Consider the following 17,969-nt stretch of genomic DNA (forward strand, 5'->3'; position numbering starts at 1 on the left):
GCGTTAAGTTAATCTTGCTGGCTTTAAGTTATATATGCTGACTTTAAGTCAGCATTGTTGTATCTGGAGGTTGTATGCTGATCAAATCAAAAAAATCTTATCAATTAACGGATAACGATGTTACCGATGAACAAGTCTATGTTAATCGCCGTCAACTGTTAAAATCTATGGGCTATATTGGCGCAGGCACACTGCTTAGCCAATCGATTGCCCGCTCAGCAAGTGCAGCTCCATTAGACTTTTGGGGCGGCTCCGACCAAGCAAGCTTTACTCAGCAAGCGCTAAACTACCAGAAAGCTCCAGCAACAGACGAGTTGTTAACACCGGAAGCTAAAGTTACTAGCCACAACAACTTTTATGAATTTGGTTTAGATAAAAGCGATCCTGCTCGCAATTCCCAAGGGCTAAAAGTCAAACCATGGCAACTTACTGTTAGTGGTGAAGTGAGTAAACCGATTACCTTAGATTACGATGACTTATTCAAGAAATTCCCGCTGGAAGAGCGTATTTACCGTCTACGCTGTGTCGAAGCGTGGTCTATGGTGGTACCTTGGATTGGTTTTTCGTTAGCGGACTTGATTAAGCAAGCAGCGCCAACGTCAAAAGCTAAATATGTTGCTTTTGAAACCTTATACGATCCTGAACAAATGCCGGGTCAGCGTAGCCGTCGTATTGGTGGGGGCATTGATTATCCCTATGTCGAAGGGCTGCGTTTAGATGAGGCGTTGAACCCGCTTACCATGCTAAGTGTCGGTTTGTACGGGAAAACTTTACCACCGCAAAACGGTGCGCCAATTCGCCTTGTGGTGCCATGGAAATATGGCTTTAAAAGTATTAAGTCGATTGTTTCGATTAAGTTGGTTGAGAAAATGCCGCCAACGACATGGAATATTTTAGCGCCGAACGAATATGGTTTTTACGCCAATGTGAACCCAGATGTGTCACACCCCCGTTGGAGTCAGGCAAGCGAGCGCCGCATTACCACAGGTGGCTTATTTGCTCGTAACCGTATAGCGACACTGCCATTTAACGGTTATGGTGAAGAAGTGGCGCATTTATACAAAAATATGGATTTAGCGCGTTTTTACTAACGCGCTTGCTCTTCTTAACCTAGTGATCTTCATTTAGCGAGCGTTTTAAATGATTGCAGTAGTTAAAACCCTTGTTCACTTAGCCGCAGCCTTACCTTTAGTTTGGCTTTATTACGGCGCTGTTAACGATACTATTGGCGCAGATCCGGTGGAGCGCGTGATTCACTTCACTGGTATTGGAGCGCTAAACATTTTGCTAATTTCGCTGGCAATCACACCGTTGGCAAAACGCTTCAAAAAACCTGTATTGTTAAAATTTAGACGTCTATTAGGTTTGTGGGCATTTACTTATGCATTATTCCACTTGCTTAATTTTCTGTTCTTTGAGTTGCAGTTTGATTGGCGTTTGTTTATCGATGAAGTAATTGACCGCCCATACATTACTGTTGGTATGTTTGCCTTTGCCATATTAGTGCCATTGGCGGTGACGTCATGGAGTAAAATTAAACGCAAAATGGGTAAAAGCTGGCAGCAATTGCACAATTGGGTGTATATCGCCGCTGTTGCAATTTGGGTGCATTTTTACTGGTCGATAAAATCCGATATCTACGAGCCGGGATTATATGCTGTAGGACTAATTTGGCTGCTTACACTGCGTAAAGATCGCATTAGCCGTTGGTTATTTAAGCGCAAATAACCTTTGGCATGTTTTGGGCTTAACGCGAGTTTAGCGCGCACTTTGCACCACTTTGCTTGAGAAAAGTGCAACTAGTCGCAAAATTTACTAAAACTCATCGCACATGGCTTGTTGTTAACATTTTTTCAATATAATGTTGTTGGTTGATCCATTGTCAAAATAATATGCTCAACGCCGCTGTAAAGTAGCGCAAAAAAGAGCAAAACTCAGGAATAACCATGAAAAAATTGATGCCATCATTGGTGATGGTAGCGGTTTCTGTTGCGCTAACCGGCTGTATGCAGTCTGAGCAACAAGACGCGAAAGTCACCATCAATAAAAATCCATACCCAAGTACTTATCAAACCTTACCTCAGCAAACGACTTTGATTAAAAATGCCACTGTGCTAATTGGTAATGGTGAGCGCCTTGATAATGCTGATGTGTTGTTTGTTGACGGTAAAGTCAGTCAAGTAGGGCAAAACCTAGCGGCTGATGGTGCAACAGTAATTGATGGCCAAGGTAAGTGGGTTACACCGGGTGTGATTGACGTGCACTCTCATTACGGTGTTTATCCTAGTCCTTCAGTTGAATCGCATGCTGATGGTAATGAAATGACTGCGCCTAATACCTCAGAAGTGTGGGCTGAGCACAGTGTTTGGCCACAAGATCCGGGCTTTAATGCCGCACGCGCAGGCGGTGTAACTACACTACAAATTTTACCGGGCTCAGCTAACTTATTCGGCGGTCGCGGTGTTACCTTGAAGAATGTGCCAAGTCACACGATGCAAGGAATGAAGTTCCCTGATGCACCTTACGGTTTAAAGATGGCCTGTGGTGAAAACCCTAAACGTGTTTATGGCGGCCGTAAAGAAGCACCAGGTACACGTATGGGTAATATGGCTGGCTACCGTATGGCATGGGCCGAGGCGGCAGAATACAAGCGTGCTTGGGAAAAATATGACGCTGACTATGCAGCCGGTAAAAACCCAGCAGCACCAGTTCGTGATATTGAGCTAGACACGCTTAAAGGTGTGCTTGATGGCGAGATCTTAATTCACAATCATTGTTACAAAGCCGAAGAAATGGCCATGATGGTCGACTTAGGTAAAGAATTTGACTACCACTCAGGTACTTTCCATCACGCCGTTGAAGCATACAAAATCGCTGATATGTTGGGTGAAAATGGTAACTGTGCGGCGATGTGGCCAGATTGGTGGGGCTTTAAAATGGAAGCCTACGATATGGTGGAAGAGAACGTCGCTATTGTCGATGCGATGAAAAACTCATGTGCGGTAGTTCACTCAGATTCAGGCACAACTATTCAGCGCCTTAACCAAGAAGCGGCAAAAGTGATGTACCGTGCCAATGAAAATGGCTTTGCATTAACAGAAGCTGATGCGATCCGTTGGATCACCAGTAACGCTGCGAAATCATTGGGTATTGCCGATAAAACGGGCAGTCTTGAGCAAGGCAAAAACGCTGATGTCGTCATTTGGAATACCAACCCGTTTAGCGTGTATGCATTAGCAGAGCAAGTATTTGTTGATGGCGCTAAAGTTTACGATCGCTTTGATGAAAACTATCAAGCGCAAAGTGACTTTATGTTGGGTCAGGAATAACAGGAGGCAAAGACTATGACATTGAGAAATAAACGTTTTAAATCATCATTAATTGCCTTAGCACTAGCCACGGCGTCTTCAGCACATGCTGCTAGCGTGGCGATTACTAACGCAAAAGTGCACACGGTAACCGATGCCGGTGTGCTTGAAAATGCGACTGTAGTGATTGATAACGGCGTGATCACCGCAATTAACCCTGAATCTGTTGCGGCTGATCAAGTCATTGATGCCAATGGTAAGGTACTGACGCCGGGCTTTATTAGTTCAATGAACCAAATTGGCTTAGTGGAAGTTAGCGCGGTTGCTCACAGCCGAGATGCTGATGCGAAGAAAGCGGATATTACTTTCGACCCAAGTGTTGCTTTTAACCCTAAATCGAGCCTGATCTCTTTTACCCGTAAAGCAGGTATTACTACCAATGTCACGGCGCCAAATGGTGGCGACAGCATGTTTAAAGGGCAAACCTTTGCCGCCAAACTAAATGGCGAGTTTGACAGTGTTTTTAGCGCCAAAAATGGCGTGCTAGTAGCACTTGGTAGCGAATCTAAAGGTTCACGTGCGACTAATTTACTGGCGTTAACGCACAAGCTTGAAGATGCGAAAAAAGCGCTAGATAAAGCGGCGAAAATGGCTGCTAAAAATGGTAAAGATAGCAAAGATAAGAAAGAGCCCAAGCGCAGTGAGCAGGAAATCAATGCGCTGTTAAAAGGTGAAAAGCCGCTACTTGTTTATGTTGATCGCGCCACCGACATTTTAGCTGTGCTTGAGCTTAAGCAACGCTTTAACCTTGATTTGGTATTGCTTGGTGCGGCTGATGCGCCATTAGTGGCGAAGCAAATTGCTGACGCTGAAGTGCCTGTCGTGATGGGGGCACTGCGCAACCTACCGGGTAGCTTTGACTCATTGCACGTTAATTTAGCGAATGCGGGCAAATTAGATAAAGCAGGTGTTAACGTGGTATTGACTGTCGATGGTGATTCGCACAATGCCCACCAGTTGCGCTTTGATGCAGGTAATGCTGTTGCTAATGGTATGGACTACCAAGAAGCCTTAGCCGCGGTTACAGCTAACGTTGCCGATGCGTTTAACCTAGATACTGGCCGCATTGCGGTTGGCAAACCTGCAGATATCGTGCTGTGGAGTGCTGACCCATTTGAGCTAAGCACAACGGTTGAGCAAATGTGGATTGACGGTGAGCAGCAGCTGCTTGAAAGCCGTCAAGATAAACTACGCGAGCGCTATACAACATCTAGCGAAATGCCGCGTGCCTATACTAAGTAAAAATACCAAGTAAATAGGTATGCTAAAATTTGCATTATGTCTAAAAACCTCATTAACTTGTTAATGAGGTTTTTTTGTTTTTACGATTTAGTTTCTTAGCAAAGGTTCAGTCACTTAGCGAAAATCTTTAATAAACTAGGCACTCAATGAAAATAATGAGAAGTAATGTTTAAAGCACATTGTGATTATGAAATATCTATATCTGACAGCATTATGTACACCACGATGCGGGGGGTATGGAATGTTGAAGGTGTACAGCAGTATTTTGAAGACATAAAGCTTAAGGCTGAGTTTGTGCGTCACCAACCCTGGGTAAGGATTGCAGATACGCTAGAGTTTGAAGGGGGCGCGATGGAGTTGATGGATGCGCTAAAAGAGATTCAAGCGTGGAGCCTTAGCAATAATTGCCGTTACCTATTCTTAGTTGCACCAAAGCCGATGAACAAAACGATTCTGGATATGCATCAAGCAACCTATGAGAATATGAAGTACGTATATTCAATGGAAGAAGCTGTCAGTCAGGCAAAGACAATATTAAAGGAGAAGTAATTCAAATTTTGCCTAATTTAGGGCGTGTTGATCTTTCGAGATTGAATTTTGTTCAATCTAAACGCGTTCTGATCGCGGAGCTCGCTTTGTCGCATAGTCATTCTATGTAAAAAGCGAGCAACAATGAGCAGGAGGCGTTTAGATGAACCCGCAGGGCAGCGTCTGTTTGAGTTTTCTACTGTGTTGGCACTTATTTATGGAGAATGACTACACTGCACAAGTGCCGTCTTGTATAAAACCCAAACAGACTACTGCAAAAACAACCCTGAAAGATCAACACGCCCTAGTAAAAATTTATTGTTTTCAGGTGATTAGGTGTCTATAAGCCCGCTGCCTTCTGGAACAATCACTGGCAAATCCATACAACCATAGTCAGCACCAAATTGACTCAATACACAAGTGAGTTGACCTCGATGGTGGGTTTGATGGTTAAATAAATGCTGAATTACGTCGCTAGCGACTTTGGTCACAGTGTCACCTTCTGTGGTGGTGTAGTGTATTACCTTACCGCATTCTTGTTCGCTAAGCCCTTGGCAAAATTCAACTAATAGTTCATCAAGCTTAGCTCTAACACTACTTAGCTCCTCGATATGCTTATAGTAAGTATCTTGCGGTGATACTGGCGTTGGAAAACTTGCCAATGAAGCGTTGGATAAGCTTGCTAAATTGTTGCTTGCCAGTCGACCAAGTAAGATGAGATCACCAAATAGTAGATGGTTCCAGTAGTCGGTGATAGTTGCGAAGAAAGAATTAGTTGGTTTGTCTAGTAGCGCTTTTGGCAAAGCTTGGCATACAGTCAGCAGTAGCTGATTCATGCGCTGGTTATAGATTGCCATCATTTGAAAATTTTGAACAATACTCAACAGATTTCCTTGTTTGTCATTTGATTGCAATTTATTGGCTTGTTGTTAGAAATCGCTGTTATGCGAAAATTTAATGTTAGGTTGCGATATTCGGTTTCAACTGCAACATTGGGTTTTAATCCGAAAAATTTAGTACATAAGCCTTGTACGCAATAAAAACGAGCATTGCGATCGCAAGCAAAAAGTACATTACGATAGTACCGATATACCTATTGTTAATAAGAGGTTTTGATAAAATCGTTTTCAATTCAGGTACCAGCGTTGTCGTTTCTGCTACTGTCACTATAAGCACTTTTTCTAACGCGTATATCCGCTTGGTTAGAGGTAGTAAAACAGAGGCATTCATGATGATAAATAATAAAAAGCCAATAGTTAAAATAACAGCAGATTCTATTGGAAATTCGCTGGGTTTATTGAGTGACAATAGCCAGCCACTGATCGCAATAATGGCGATTGAATAGAAATTCCAGTAACTGTTTAATCGAGATTCTAATTTCTCAATCACATCAATAAGTTCTACAGTATTCACTGAATCACTCGCCTAATTAACCGTGTCGTGGGGTTATTGCCCATTGTATTGGCAACGCTGCATGTATTATCAGCTTTAAGGTTAGCAACTAATGCAGGCTTTGACGCAGAATGCCTTTATTAATAATTGAAAAATGACTTGGTTGTTTTATGAGTGGTGGGATATAGCGAATGAGCCATTAGCTTAGTTATTTAAATAGCGCCGTCAGCTAAATTAACTAGCTTAGCGAGCAAATCCATACCATAGATAGGCATTTTCAAACATGAGTTTGGATGCTAGTGAAGGATCAACAATTGATGTTCGATAGTTCTGCCATAACGCTTGGTAAGAGGTCGAAAATAGGGTTAACGGGAAATTACTGGCGAGCATTACTCGATGCTCACCAAAACAACCGACTGTGTAATCAACAACTTGCTGTTGCCAGTATGAGTCATAGTGACGGTTAGTCATCTCCCAACCAGAGCACTTAAGCGCAACCGTGTTATAGCCTGCAAGCACTTGTATGCTTTGTTGCCAGTTGTGGTCACCTGCTAAGTTTGTGCTTGGCCAGCCAGCATGATTAATGATAACTCTTAGCTCGGGAAGGTTATCGAGAATATCGACTAGCAAGTTTACAGCAGGTAAATCTGCTAAAGACAGTTGCAGCTCAAAGTGAAAGTCATGTGCGGCAATCGCCTCAAACTTTTCAATAACGCCTGCTTGCGATAGCACATAGACAGCATTATCATCGAGAATATGGCGCACGCCAACGACAGAGGAAAAACCTGATAATTTAGCGAGCGATTGTTTAACGATTGCAATATCTGCGCTCAAATCAATGGTGGCGATAGTTTTAAACGCTAACTGGTATGACGGCTTGATGGTTTCTTCTAGCCAAGCAATTTCTCGCCATGGTGCTTGATTATCAAACCCCGCTTCAATATGAACAAAGCCTGCTAACGATAGCGGGGCCTCTAGCAGTAAGTCGTGAAAACTAAAATCACGAGCTATTGTCGCTTTATCTGACCAATATGGCGGATTTTCACTTTTCAGCCAGTGATAATCACCTTTTGCAAGGTCAAACAAGTGTAGGTGAGGGTCAATGAGCCGCATAGTGCTAATTCGGATGCTTTGCTTTAATTGCTACCATTGCTATTTAAACTTATTGAGCGGTGTAACCGCCATCAATGACCTGCAAGCTGCCAGTAATAAATTTAGCCTTATCTGACGCTAGGAATAAGGTTAGCTCGGCGACTTCTTCTGGTTGACCCAGCCTACCAAGTGGTTGCAATGCTGCTTCTTCTTGATGGACTTCGTCAATGTTTGCTCCTGAGCTTTCAACATAACGATTAATCGCGTTGTGATAAAGCGGAGTTTCAATTGTACCTGGGCATACCGCGTTAGCGCGTATGTTATGTACGGCATAATCAAGTGCGGTGGTACGCGCCATTGAAGCAAGGGCTGACTTAGACAAGTTGTATGCGAATGAATTTCGCTTGCCAATTAAGGCTTGATCACTGGCAATGTAGATAATTGAACCGTTTTGTTGCGCTCGCATAAAAGGCAAGCAAGCTTGTGTTGCCGCATAGGCACCTTTTACATTGATGTTAAATACGCGCTCAAAGTCAGCTTCACTGGTGTCTTCTATATTTGCAGAAAAGTGAACGCCTGCGTTTGAAACTAAAACGTCAATTTTGTGTTCGTTACCGATTTTTTCAACCGCATTTTTGACCGCTGAAACATCGGTCATATCACAGCGAATAAAATGACCATATTCACTAGGTTGAATGTCTAAGTTAAAGACTTGATAGCCATCATTAATAAAAGATTTAACGATGCTTAGGCCAATGCCTGAGCTACCACCAGTAATTACACAAGTTTTTGTCACAATAAGTTGTCTCAATAGGTTGATATAATACCAAATTGAATAATTATTTGATCACTCAGCGAGAGTTTAAAGGCTCATAGACAAGGCTTGGCGTGTAGAGAATGGTTATTCCCTTGTCAAACGCCATAACGCAGTATATGGGCCTTTAAAACTCGCCCTTGGGAATGCATAAGCAGCATGATAACTGCACAAAATTCACTTGATGTAGAACAACTATATCGTCATAAATTTCGTTTGTTCTAATACTGCTTATGCCATTCTGAGGGACTAAATAATTAATCAAATTGGTATAAAGCTTAATTATTTTCGGATTAGCTATTTGTCTGCTTAGTTGTCTTCATAGCAAGTTTAGCTGGTTTACGCTGGCTTTACTTACGCTCTGTTCAGGTTCTACTTGGGCTTAGCGGTGAGGTAACCCAAGATCATTGCACCAAGTTGTTTGCAGTGCTCTGCCATCGCCAATGGCGAAGCAATTGCTGGTGTTAAGTCTTGGTAGAGAATTTTCTCAATCAGGCCGTTTATCATCATAAAGGTTGCCATATCACAAGCCATGCTAGGCTGCGGGTGATTAATTTCTGTCGAATGTTGAATTAACATTGCAGAAATCTCTCGATATTCTTGTGAACGCTCACTTAGTTGGCTAGTCGGTAAAATTTCGGGGTACAAACGCGAGTTTAAGTGCAAGGTTCTAAGTACACCGGCATTGCTGCTTAAGAACTCACAACAATTGTCGATGATATATTGCACTTGCTGGGCAAGCGATTCTTGCTTAACGGTAGTTAACGACAACACCCATGCCCGCTGTTGGGTACCGAAATCTTGGTATAAATAGGGTAATAGCGCTTCTTTATTTTTAAAACGGCGATAAAAGGTGCCAACAGAAACGCCTGCTTGTTCGGTGATTTGAGCAATACTGATATGTTCAAAGAAGTCTTCTTTCAAACAATTATTGAGTGCATTAAGTAACTTTTCCTGAGTTTGCTGACTACGTACCTGTTTGGCTTCAATAATTGAATCTTGCTGCATACTTTTCACTTCATCCGTTGGTTTTACTGAACTGGCAATTGCTGAATGGCTTGTTCTCATCAGCAAATTTACCTTGCAGTGTAAGGTAACAATTAGGCTAAGTCGAGCAAGGGAGTCGCTAGCAAAGCCAATTAATTTATCCCTCAGTAAACTTATTAGTGTAAAAGCTTCAAACCTTTGTTCGATTTTGTGCGTAATAAGGCAAAAATACTGTCCTTCACATACAGACGAGCGCATAATACCGCCCATTGATATGCAGAGAGTACGCTGGGCGTATAAAGAGGCTAAAATTATGAAAGTATGTGGTGTAGAGCTTAAAGGTAATGATGCAATTGTATGTGTAATGGCGTTGGAAAACGGCTTGTATGATTTACCGCAACTAAGGGTTGCTAAAGTTTCGATTGACGATGCCGGCGATGCTGAGCAAGTACAAAAGTTTCAGTTCGCATTTAAGAAGCTGATGGAAGACTACCAAATTGAGCACGTGGTGATTAAAGGCAGAGCACTAAAAGGTAAGTTTGCTGGTGGCCCTGTTGGTTTTAAGCTTGAAGCAGCAATTCAACTAATCGATAGCGTAAAAGTAGATATTGTCTCAGGCAGTTTTGTGAAGAACACGCTAGCAAAAAGCCAAGTAGGTATCGATTTTCGTGATACAGGATTGAAAAAGTTTCAGCAAACAGCGTTTGAAACCGTGTTTGCGTTTTTAGAAGCACGATAGGTTTATTAATAGCTTTAATGCCCAACAAGAAAAGCATAGCTATTAACAGCCACAATAGCCTTGTATAAACCAAGGTTATATTGAGCATAGATAGCTAGATTACACTTTTAAAATGGCTGTCAACCTTGTTAAAATGTATGGGTATAACTAGTCCGACCAGTTGGTGGTAGGATCAATTTTGAGGAAACAACAATGCCAGAATATAAAGCTCCACTGCGTGACATGCAGTTCGTGATGCAAGAATTGTTAGACTGTGAAACTCACTACCAAAACCTAGGCTATGAAGATGCAACACCTGACATGGTAAACGCAATTATGGCCGAAGCGGGTAAGTTCACTGAAGAAGTGATTGCGCCAATTAACCAATCCGGTGACGAGCAAGGCTGTAAGTGGGAAGACGGTGTTGTCACTACACCTGATGGCTTTAAAGAAGCATACCAACAATACGTAGAAGGCGGCTGGCCAACATTATCTCAACCTGTTGAACACGGTGGTCAAGGTTTACCGCACTCAATTAATACTGCAATTGGTGAGTTCTTATCAGCTGCAAACCACAGTTTCGCAATGTACCCAGGCCTAAGCCATGGTGCACTAGCAACGTTAGAAGCGCATGGTACAGAAGAGCAAAAAAACATGTTCATGCCTAAGCTAGTTGAAGGTACCTGGACTGGTACTATGTGTTTAACAGAACCACACTGTGGTACTGACTTAGGTATGTTACGTACCAAAGCTGAGTTAAATGACGATGGTTCATACTCACTAACGGGTACTAAGATCTTTATCTCTGCAGGTGAGCACGATTTATCAGACAACATTGTTCACATTGTAATTGCTCGCATTCCTGGTTCACCAGCCGGCACTAAAGGTATTTCTTTATTTGTTGTGCCTAAGTTCAACGTAACTGCTGACGGTGAAAAAGCTGAGCGCAATGGCGTTAACTGTGGCTCAATTGAGCACAAAATGGGTATTCACGCGAATGCGACTTGTGTTATCAACTTCGATGGCGCGAAAGGTTACCTAATTGGTGAAGTTAACCGTGGTCTAAACTGCATGTTTACCTTTATGAATGCGGCACGTTTAGGTGTTGCCAATGAAGGTGTTGCAGCGGCTGATGCAGCTTTCCAAGGTTCACTAGCTTACGCTCAAGACCGTTTACAAATGCGTTCATTAACAGGTCCTAAGAACCCGAACGGCGCAGCTGACCCAATTATCGTGCACCCAGACGTGCGTCGTATGCTACTTACGCAAAAGTCGATTGCTGAAGGTGGCCGTGCATTAAACGGTTACTTAGCACAGCTTGTTGATATTGTTGAAGTAGAAAAAGACGCAGCGAAACGTACCGAAGCTGAAAGCAAGTTAGCGCTATTAACGCCAATCGCTAAAGCTTTCCTTACTGAATTAGGTCTTGAGTGTACTAGCCACGGTGTGCAGGTATTCGGTGGCCACGGCTTCATTAAAGAATGGGGCATGGAGCAGTTGATGCGTGATACTAAGATCAGCTGTTTATACGAAGGTACTACAGGTATTCAAGCACTTGATTTACTTGCGCGTAAAATCTTAGGTTCGAAAGGTGAACTAATTAAGCCGTTTGCGGCAGAGGTTACACAGTTCTGTACTGAGAATGTAACTGATGAGCAAATGAGTGAGTTCATTAAGCCGATGATTACCATCGCGCCTAACTGGCAGAAGATGACGCAAGAAATTGGCATGAAAGCGATGCAAAACCCTGATGAAATTGGCGCAGCATCGGTTGACTACCTAATGTATTCAGGTTACTTAACGCTTGCTTATTTCTGGGCAAAAATGGCGAAGGTTGCTTTCACTCAGTTAGCTGAAGGTACAGAAGATAAAGCCTTCTACGAAGCGAAAATCAAAACAGCTCGCTTCTACTTTGCACGTATCTTACCTCGTGCACACGGTCATGCAGCATGTATCGAAAACGGTGCAGACAGCATGATGGCACATGACCTAGAAGAGTTCGTATTTTAATTAAAATACACGATTCTTAGTGATTTAAAAGGCCAGCATTTTGTTGGCCTTTTTTGTGGGAGAGGCTCAATGCTTGGCAGGCGGTCATTGATCTCTCCATCACATATTCATATGGCAACCACATCATTTCCAATCTCAGCACAATACATCTAACTAAATTACGACAACTAATTATATTACGAAAAAATTAGTAGACCTTTTATTAACCAAGTATTACTGTAAATAATGTCTTCGTGCACAAAGGAATTGGTAGTTAAGGAGTGACAATGCGTAGTTTAGCGGTTTTGATATTCGTATTTATGGTTGTTGGCTGCAGTAATCACTATGGCGGGCAGGCGAATCAAGTAAATCAGAAAAACGCAGCGCAAGCACTACCGATCGCTTATCATCTATTTAACCCTCAAACCGTTGATATCACCTCAGAAAAAGCGCTTTTCAGTCTCAGTGCTGCCCAACAACAGCAGTTTCTTGATTATTACAACAAGGCACTAGCACATGGAGACGACAAGCATAAAATTATCAGTGATTACTTGCTCAGTAAATTGTCAAACTTTACTTATTACGGGGAAACGCATACCGCCTCTCAAGCAATGGCTAGCTTGGAGGGCAATTGTATGAGCTTAGCTATTCTGACCACTGCTTTGGCACGTTTAGTGGGTGTTGATTTAGCTTTTAGGGAAGTGCTTACCCTACCGGTGTTTGAAAAGCAGAATAACTTGGTGTTGTCATCAATTCATGTGCAAACTAAGTTATTTGCAGCGCCCAGCGAAGGGAGCCTGAGTTCTATTTTCGCCAATGCAGGCGTTGTGATTGATTACTTTCCTGACTCAAGCAATATAAAGAGTCGTTACCTTAAGTACCATCAGTTTGTTGCTATGTACTACAAAAATATTGCAACTGATGCATTAGTCGCAGGTGATCTGGAAACAGCCTTTGCTAATGCGATTACAGCCTATCAGTATGACCCTGCTAGCGTTGAAGTAATGAACTTGTTAGCCGTGGTGCATCGTCGAAAAGGGGATGAATACACGGCGGAGCAAATATACAAATATGCCATGAAACGCGCACCCAATAATCTTTCGCTGTTGAGTAACTATGCAACCTTATTGTCTATGCAACAGCGCACTAAAGAGGCTAATAGGTTGCAAGAAAAAATGGCGAAACTTGAAGATCCAAACCCCTACAGTTGGCTCGATCAGGCTTATTTAGCCCAGCAGCAAGGTAACCATCAGCAAGCCATTGCATTTTTTAATCGTACCATTGAGTTAGCGCCATATGTTAATCAAGCTTATGTTGGCTTATATCAGGTTCATATGGCTAAAGGTCATGAAGCAAGAGCTAAAAACGCAATTGCTAAAGCACTTGACTGGACCTATGAACAGTCGGAGCGACGTCAACTGAAATATAAGCTGTACGGGCGAAATAAGGCGTCAGGTATCAACCAATAGCGAGATTGGTTGATACTATTGAATGGAGGGATTTACTAAGCTGTTAAATTAAGCCGATAATTCAAACCACTTGATTACTTTTCGGCGATAACCTGTGTGGCTTTTAGAAGGCGAGGGTCTTTAATATCTGAGCTGGTGTATTTAAAAATGGCTTCACCATTGCGCTTGATAAAGAAGGTTGTTGGCGTGCCTGAAACACCGAACTTTCTGACTGCTTCTTCGCCATTAACGGCTGTTTTAAAGGTATAACCGCGCTCTGCTAATACATCTTGAGGTTTAGCATCTTCATCTTCGTTGAAACTAATACCTACTAATACCACTTCAGGGTGTTTTTCGACTAATTCGACTAATTTTGGTTGCAGGCGCTTACAGTATGGACACCAAGTCGCCCAAAAATGCAAAATTACTGGCTTACCTTCAAACATTTTCCAATTTATTGGCTCACCATTTTGCATGGTAAGCTGCCAGTCCGGCACTATGTTTGACGGTGTTTTTGATGAAGCTTTTTGTTCTGCAAAAGCGTTGCTAATGGTTAGTAAGAAAAGGCTGGCTGCTAAGCAGATTGATTGAAGTTTCATAGCTTTCCTGAAATTAAATGAGTGAAGTAATAATGTTACTAGACCATGCAAGTGACATTATTCATTCAATTCCAGAAAATAAATTTACTGGTATTGTGCAAGTATGGAGTCGGCAACCTTAGCAGCAATCATAATGGTTGGCGCATTGGTATTACCGCTTATAAGCGTAGGCATGATGGAAGCATCAATAACGCGAAGCGACTTTAAGCCATGTACTTTTAAGTCTTTATCTACCACAGCCATTTCATCACTACCCATTTTACATGTTCCCACTGGATGATAAATGGTATTAGCTCGCTCTCTAAGAAAGGCTAGAATATCTTCGTCTGTGGTGGCAGATACACCCGGGTAGATTTCATTACCTAGCTCTCCTGCAAGTGGATGTTGAGCGAAAATTTCTCTAACCCTGCGCACTCCCTCAACCATAAGTGCCTGATCATCTTTGTCAGAAAGCATGTTAAGTTCAATTTTGGGGTGTAAGTGCGGAGCATTGCCAAATAAGGTAACTTGTCCTCTGCTTTGGGGCCTTAGCAAGCAAACATGCATTGCCACTCCATAGCGGCAAAGCATTGTTAAATTACGACCATGGTCGTCCATCGCAAAAGGCATAAAATGTAGCTGAATATCAGGTCGCCCTAGTGTGTTATCTGTTTTGATAAAGCCGCCTGCTTCAGCTGCTGCACTAGTGAGTACACCTTCACGCTTGGTAAAGTACTTTAGAACGCTTGGAGCGAGTTTTGCCATGGCAACAGGGCGAAAGGCAATGCCATCGGTTTCTTGGTACTCATTGAGTACGATAATGTCTACATGATCTTGTAAGTTTTGCCCGACCCCTGCTAGCTCATGTACTACAGGAATATTGTGTTTTTCTAGTTCAGCTTTTGGACCAACGCCGGAGAGCATAAGGAGCTGAGGAGAATTAAATGCGCCCGCACTGAGTATGACTTCCTTATGGGCAACAATTTCTTTCCATTTTTGTTTATGTTTTATTCTTACACCCACTGCGATCTTTTCTTCAAATAGCACTTTTTCAACCATAGCTTCGGTTAAAACGGTGAGGTTGGGGCGATCTAAATTTGGAGTCAAAAATGCTTTGGCGGCGCTGCAGCGTTCACCGTCTTTTTGGGTTACTTGGTAGTAGCCAACACCTTCTTGCGAGGCGCCATTAAAATCATTATTTATTGGGTAACCAGCATTGGCGGCGGAGCTGATAAATTTATCAAATACGGGAAGTTTACAGCGCGACTCAGCGACATTGAGCGGGCCTTCTATCCCGTGGTAATCATCAGCGCCACGTTCTTGATGCTGAGTGGCCTTGAAATAGGGAAGTACGTCGTCATATCCCCAGCCTTCATTGCCCATATCACGCCATGCATCATAGTCTTCTTTTTGGCCTCGAACATAAAGCATAGCGTTAACCGAGCTACTACCACCGAGTGTTTTGCCTCTAGGGTTAAATATTTGACGTTGGTTTTGAGTTGCTTCTGGGGCAGTATCGTATAGCCAGTTGTATTTGCTACTGCGCATCAGCTCAATCGTTCCCAAAGGAACATGAATGAATGGTGAGCTGTCTTTGGGACCAGCCTCAATTAGACATACTTGAAATTGTCCATCTGCAGATAACTTATCGGCTAGCACGCAGCCAGCAGAACCTCCCCCAACAATGATAAAATCAAAACTATCCATTGTTCACCTGTTGTATTTTCGTTGTAATTTAAGATTCGTAATTTCATTTATTTTTATTATTGTGCTTTTTATATACAGAATTAATAGAGACAATGCGAGCACTATTCTGCGTTTGTTTGACTGAAAGCGAAAATAACGACTAGAGAACTTAACAGAAAAGTTAAATTAGACATAAAAAAGCCGAAGCTAAGCTTCGGCTTGGTTTGCTTTTAGTGACTCGTCCTAAACAAGGTTATTTCAGCCCTAGTACTTGTTTGCCTTGCTCAAAAACAATATCTACAGGAATATTTGCCGCTTCAAGCTTCGCTAAGCTTTTCGCTAGGTCTTCTTTGATCAGGCCTTTTTCTTTGACCAACTGATCAACGCCTGCGTAATCACCATTGCCTTGCAGCGTCAAAATTAGCTCAGATAAAGAATCAACAGCTTGCGTCATTTTCTCCATGTTTACGCTGTATAAACCTTGCTCGTCACGGCTAAAGGCACCTTGCTCTTGGAAGTAATTGAAGCGCACCATGTTTGCTTTACCGTGCGCAGAGCTTGCGCCAAAACGCACAGAGCGGAAGATACCCGCCATAAAGGTAACGTAGTAATCCTCAAGCGTACCTTCAGTGATTGCGCCTTTAGCAAGCAACTGTTTGACCATGTAAAGGCCAAGCACGTCAGCTTTGCCCTCTTCAAGCGCAGAAGCATGCTCTTTTAATGCTTGGCGAACGGTGCCTTGCTCGTTGATGGTGTTTTTAATGCCTAAGCCGTGTGCGACTTCATGGAACATGGTGTTCGCGAAGAAGCCATTGAAAGTTACGTGCTTACGTTGCTCTGGCACAATAAGCTGCTCGGCAATCGGTAGCATAATGGCATCAAATTTAGCACGCATAGCATTTTTTAGCTGAAGGCGACGTGTACCTTTGGCTAACTGTACTTCTTCGTCATTTGGTAGGTTGATGGCAATTGTTTTGCCCCCCGCATTTGAATGCCCAGCATAATAAATTACATCGTAAGCATTTAAGTCAGCGTCAGAGCCGGGTGTTTCCTGCTTGTATTTCTTAGCGACGGGCAAGTCGCGCTGTAGTTCTGGTAAAAACGCTGCGTATTTCGCTAAACGCTCACTCCAAGATAGGTCTTTGACTAACACATAAGATTCAAACGCTGCGCGATAGCCAAATAACTGATCTTCATAAGTTTCAATTGGACCAATCACCACGTCAATTGGATTAGTTTTCATGTCCATCCAGGCAAAGTCTGACGCTTGGTAATCGTCGGCACGCAGGGCGTTGGCGCGCATTTTAAGGTAATTAGCGAATTCTTGGTTATCGGCAAAGCCTGCTGCTTTTTCTAGAATAGCGGCTGCGCGGTTGATTTCATCTGTGTAAATCTCTGAGTAGGCAGTTGATGTAAGTTTGCCATTAGCATCGCGTTCAACGATAGAATATAAGCCTTGCTTGTCCGCAAAGTCTGCTTGCTCAAACTCGGCTTTTGTCATGTCTGCTGGGTAAAACTGTGCGCCATGCGATTTTGCATCAAAACCAGTTAAGAACGCTTTGTCGCCATCTAATCGATCCCAAGGGCCATAGTTAATTTCAGCAAAAGCTTTTACTTTCGGGTCACTTAATTTTGCCAGAAACGCTGTTTTGTCTTGGCCAAATGCTTGTTTCCAGAATAGATCGTCCATAATTTTGGAAGCGTCAATTAGCAGCGATAACATTTGCTTTTGATTGTCAGATAAGTGGCTTAAATCAGCACTTAGCGTAACTGTTTTATAGATGTCTAAACGGTTTTCATAGTTTTCAACTAATGTAGGTGCTTGCTCTGTTTTTGTTGTGTTGTCACCACAGGCTGAAAGCACTGATGTGGCCATTAAAACAACGGCAGCGAGTTTGCTAAGCTTAGCTTTGATTGATTTGTTATTGGTTGTTGAATGTAGATTCATACGGGAAATTCTCATTATCATTGACGGCAAAAAGAGTAGGAAAAAACATTGCAGGGTGCAACTATTCTGAATGAGGCTTTACTAATTATGCAGCTATCAATAGCTCTTGATGCGCGCGGGTATCGGTATGTAGTTTTAGAAAAAATACAGTTATAAAAAAACCGGCGTAGTTGCCGGTT

16 protein-coding genes are annotated in these 17,969 nt (G+C 42.6%); 8 read left to right on the top strand and 8 right to left on the bottom strand.

Features of this window, described 5'->3' with window-relative positions; all coding sequences use genetic code 11:
* Positions 1–74 precede the first annotated feature (74 nt).
* From msrP to ACSLUR_RS03775, 5 genes are all read left to right on the top strand, one after another.
* Positions 75–1,091, top strand: a complete 1,017-nt coding sequence (msrP, locus tag ACSLUR_RS03755) for a protein-methionine-sulfoxide reductase catalytic subunit MsrP (protein ID WP_448551935.1) — start codon at positions 75–77, stop codon at positions 1,089–1,091.
* 49 nt (positions 1,092–1,140) lie between these two features.
* A complete protein-coding gene (msrQ, locus tag ACSLUR_RS03760; protein ID WP_448551937.1) occupies positions 1,141–1,728 on the top strand; it encodes a protein-methionine-sulfoxide reductase heme-binding subunit MsrQ in 588 nt (195 codons plus the stop codon).
* A 218-nt stretch (positions 1,729–1,946) separates the two neighbouring features.
* Entirely contained in the window at positions 1,947–3,329 is a 1,383-nt protein-coding gene (locus tag ACSLUR_RS03765; RefSeq protein ID WP_448551939.1) for an amidohydrolase, read from the top strand.
* A gap of 15 nt (positions 3,330–3,344) precedes the next feature.
* Positions 3,345–4,610: an amidohydrolase family protein gene (locus ACSLUR_RS03770; protein WP_448551941.1), complete on the top strand. Its 1,266-nt coding sequence runs from the start codon at positions 3,345–3,347 to the stop codon at positions 4,608–4,610.
* Positions 4,611–4,775: 165 nt separating this feature from the next.
* Positions 4,776–5,159 carry a hypothetical protein gene (locus ACSLUR_RS03775; protein ID WP_448551943.1) on the top strand — a complete coding sequence of 128 codons (384 nt, stop codon included), beginning with the start codon at positions 4,776–4,778 and terminating at the stop codon, positions 5,157–5,159.
* Between the two features lie 311 nt (positions 5,160–5,470).
* Here ACSLUR_RS03775 and ACSLUR_RS03780 read toward each other — a convergent pair whose 3' ends face one another.
* The 5 genes from ACSLUR_RS03780 to ACSLUR_RS03800 form a co-directional block, all read right to left on the bottom strand.
* Positions 5,471–6,022 (bottom strand): DinB family protein, encoded by a 552-nt coding sequence (locus ACSLUR_RS03780; RefSeq protein ID WP_448551945.1) that lies wholly within the window; start codon positions 6,020–6,022, stop codon positions 5,471–5,473.
* Between the two features lie 115 nt (positions 6,023–6,137).
* Positions 6,138–6,551 (bottom strand): hypothetical protein, encoded by a 414-nt coding sequence (locus ACSLUR_RS03785; protein WP_448551947.1) that lies wholly within the window; start codon positions 6,549–6,551, stop codon positions 6,138–6,140.
* 222 nt (positions 6,552–6,773) lie between these two features.
* Entirely contained in the window at positions 6,774–7,643 is an 870-nt protein-coding gene (locus ACSLUR_RS03790) for an amidohydrolase family protein (RefSeq protein ID WP_448551949.1), read from the bottom strand.
* Positions 7,644–7,692: 49 nt separating this feature from the next.
* Positions 7,693–8,418 (bottom strand): SDR family NAD(P)-dependent oxidoreductase, encoded by a 726-nt coding sequence (locus ACSLUR_RS03795; RefSeq protein WP_448551951.1) that lies wholly within the window; start codon positions 8,416–8,418, stop codon positions 7,693–7,695.
* Between the two features lie 390 nt (positions 8,419–8,808).
* Positions 8,809–9,504 carry a TetR/AcrR family transcriptional regulator gene (locus ACSLUR_RS03800; RefSeq protein WP_448551953.1) on the bottom strand — a complete coding sequence of 232 codons (696 nt, stop codon included), beginning with the start codon at positions 9,502–9,504 and terminating at the stop codon, positions 8,809–8,811.
* A 232-nt stretch (positions 9,505–9,736) separates the two neighbouring features.
* On the opposite strand from ACSLUR_RS03800, the gene ACSLUR_RS03805 reads away from it, so the two are divergent.
* The 3 genes from ACSLUR_RS03805 (at position 9,737) to ACSLUR_RS03815 (ending at position 13,599) form a co-directional block, all read left to right on the top strand.
* Entirely contained in the window at positions 9,737–10,162 is a 426-nt protein-coding gene (locus tag ACSLUR_RS03805; protein ID WP_448551955.1) for a DUF3010 family protein, read from the top strand.
* 192 nt (positions 10,163–10,354) lie between these two features.
* Positions 10,355–12,151, top strand: coding sequence for an acyl-CoA dehydrogenase C-terminal domain-containing protein (locus tag ACSLUR_RS03810; protein ID WP_448551957.1), 1,797 nt, complete (start codon positions 10,355–10,357; stop codon positions 12,149–12,151).
* Between the two features lie 266 nt (positions 12,152–12,417).
* Positions 12,418–13,599: a tetratricopeptide repeat protein gene (locus tag ACSLUR_RS03815; protein ID WP_448551959.1), complete on the top strand. Its 1,182-nt coding sequence runs from the start codon at positions 12,418–12,420 to the stop codon at positions 13,597–13,599.
* 74 nt (positions 13,600–13,673) lie between these two features.
* On the opposite strand, the gene ACSLUR_RS03820 is transcribed toward ACSLUR_RS03815, so the two are convergent.
* The 3 genes from ACSLUR_RS03820 to ACSLUR_RS03830 all read right to left on the bottom strand — a co-directional run bounded on the left by ACSLUR_RS03820 (position 13,674) and on the right by ACSLUR_RS03830 (position 17,718).
* Positions 13,674–14,177: a TlpA family protein disulfide reductase gene (locus tag ACSLUR_RS03820; protein WP_448551961.1), complete on the bottom strand. Its 504-nt coding sequence runs from the start codon at positions 14,175–14,177 to the stop codon at positions 13,674–13,676.
* Between the two features lie 84 nt (positions 14,178–14,261).
* The gene (locus tag ACSLUR_RS03825; protein WP_448551963.1) at positions 14,262–15,863 is read right to left on the bottom strand and encodes a GMC family oxidoreductase; all 1,602 of its coding nucleotides are present in this window, start codon (positions 15,861–15,863) and stop codon (positions 14,262–14,264) included.
* Between the two features lie 232 nt (positions 15,864–16,095).
* Positions 16,096–17,718 (bottom strand): DUF8614 domain-containing protein, encoded by a 1,623-nt coding sequence (locus tag ACSLUR_RS03830; RefSeq protein ID WP_448552979.1) that lies wholly within the window; start codon positions 17,716–17,718, stop codon positions 16,096–16,098.
* Positions 17,719–17,969: the final 251 nt, after the last annotated feature.

This window comes from Thalassotalea montiporae, assembly GCF_053485855.1.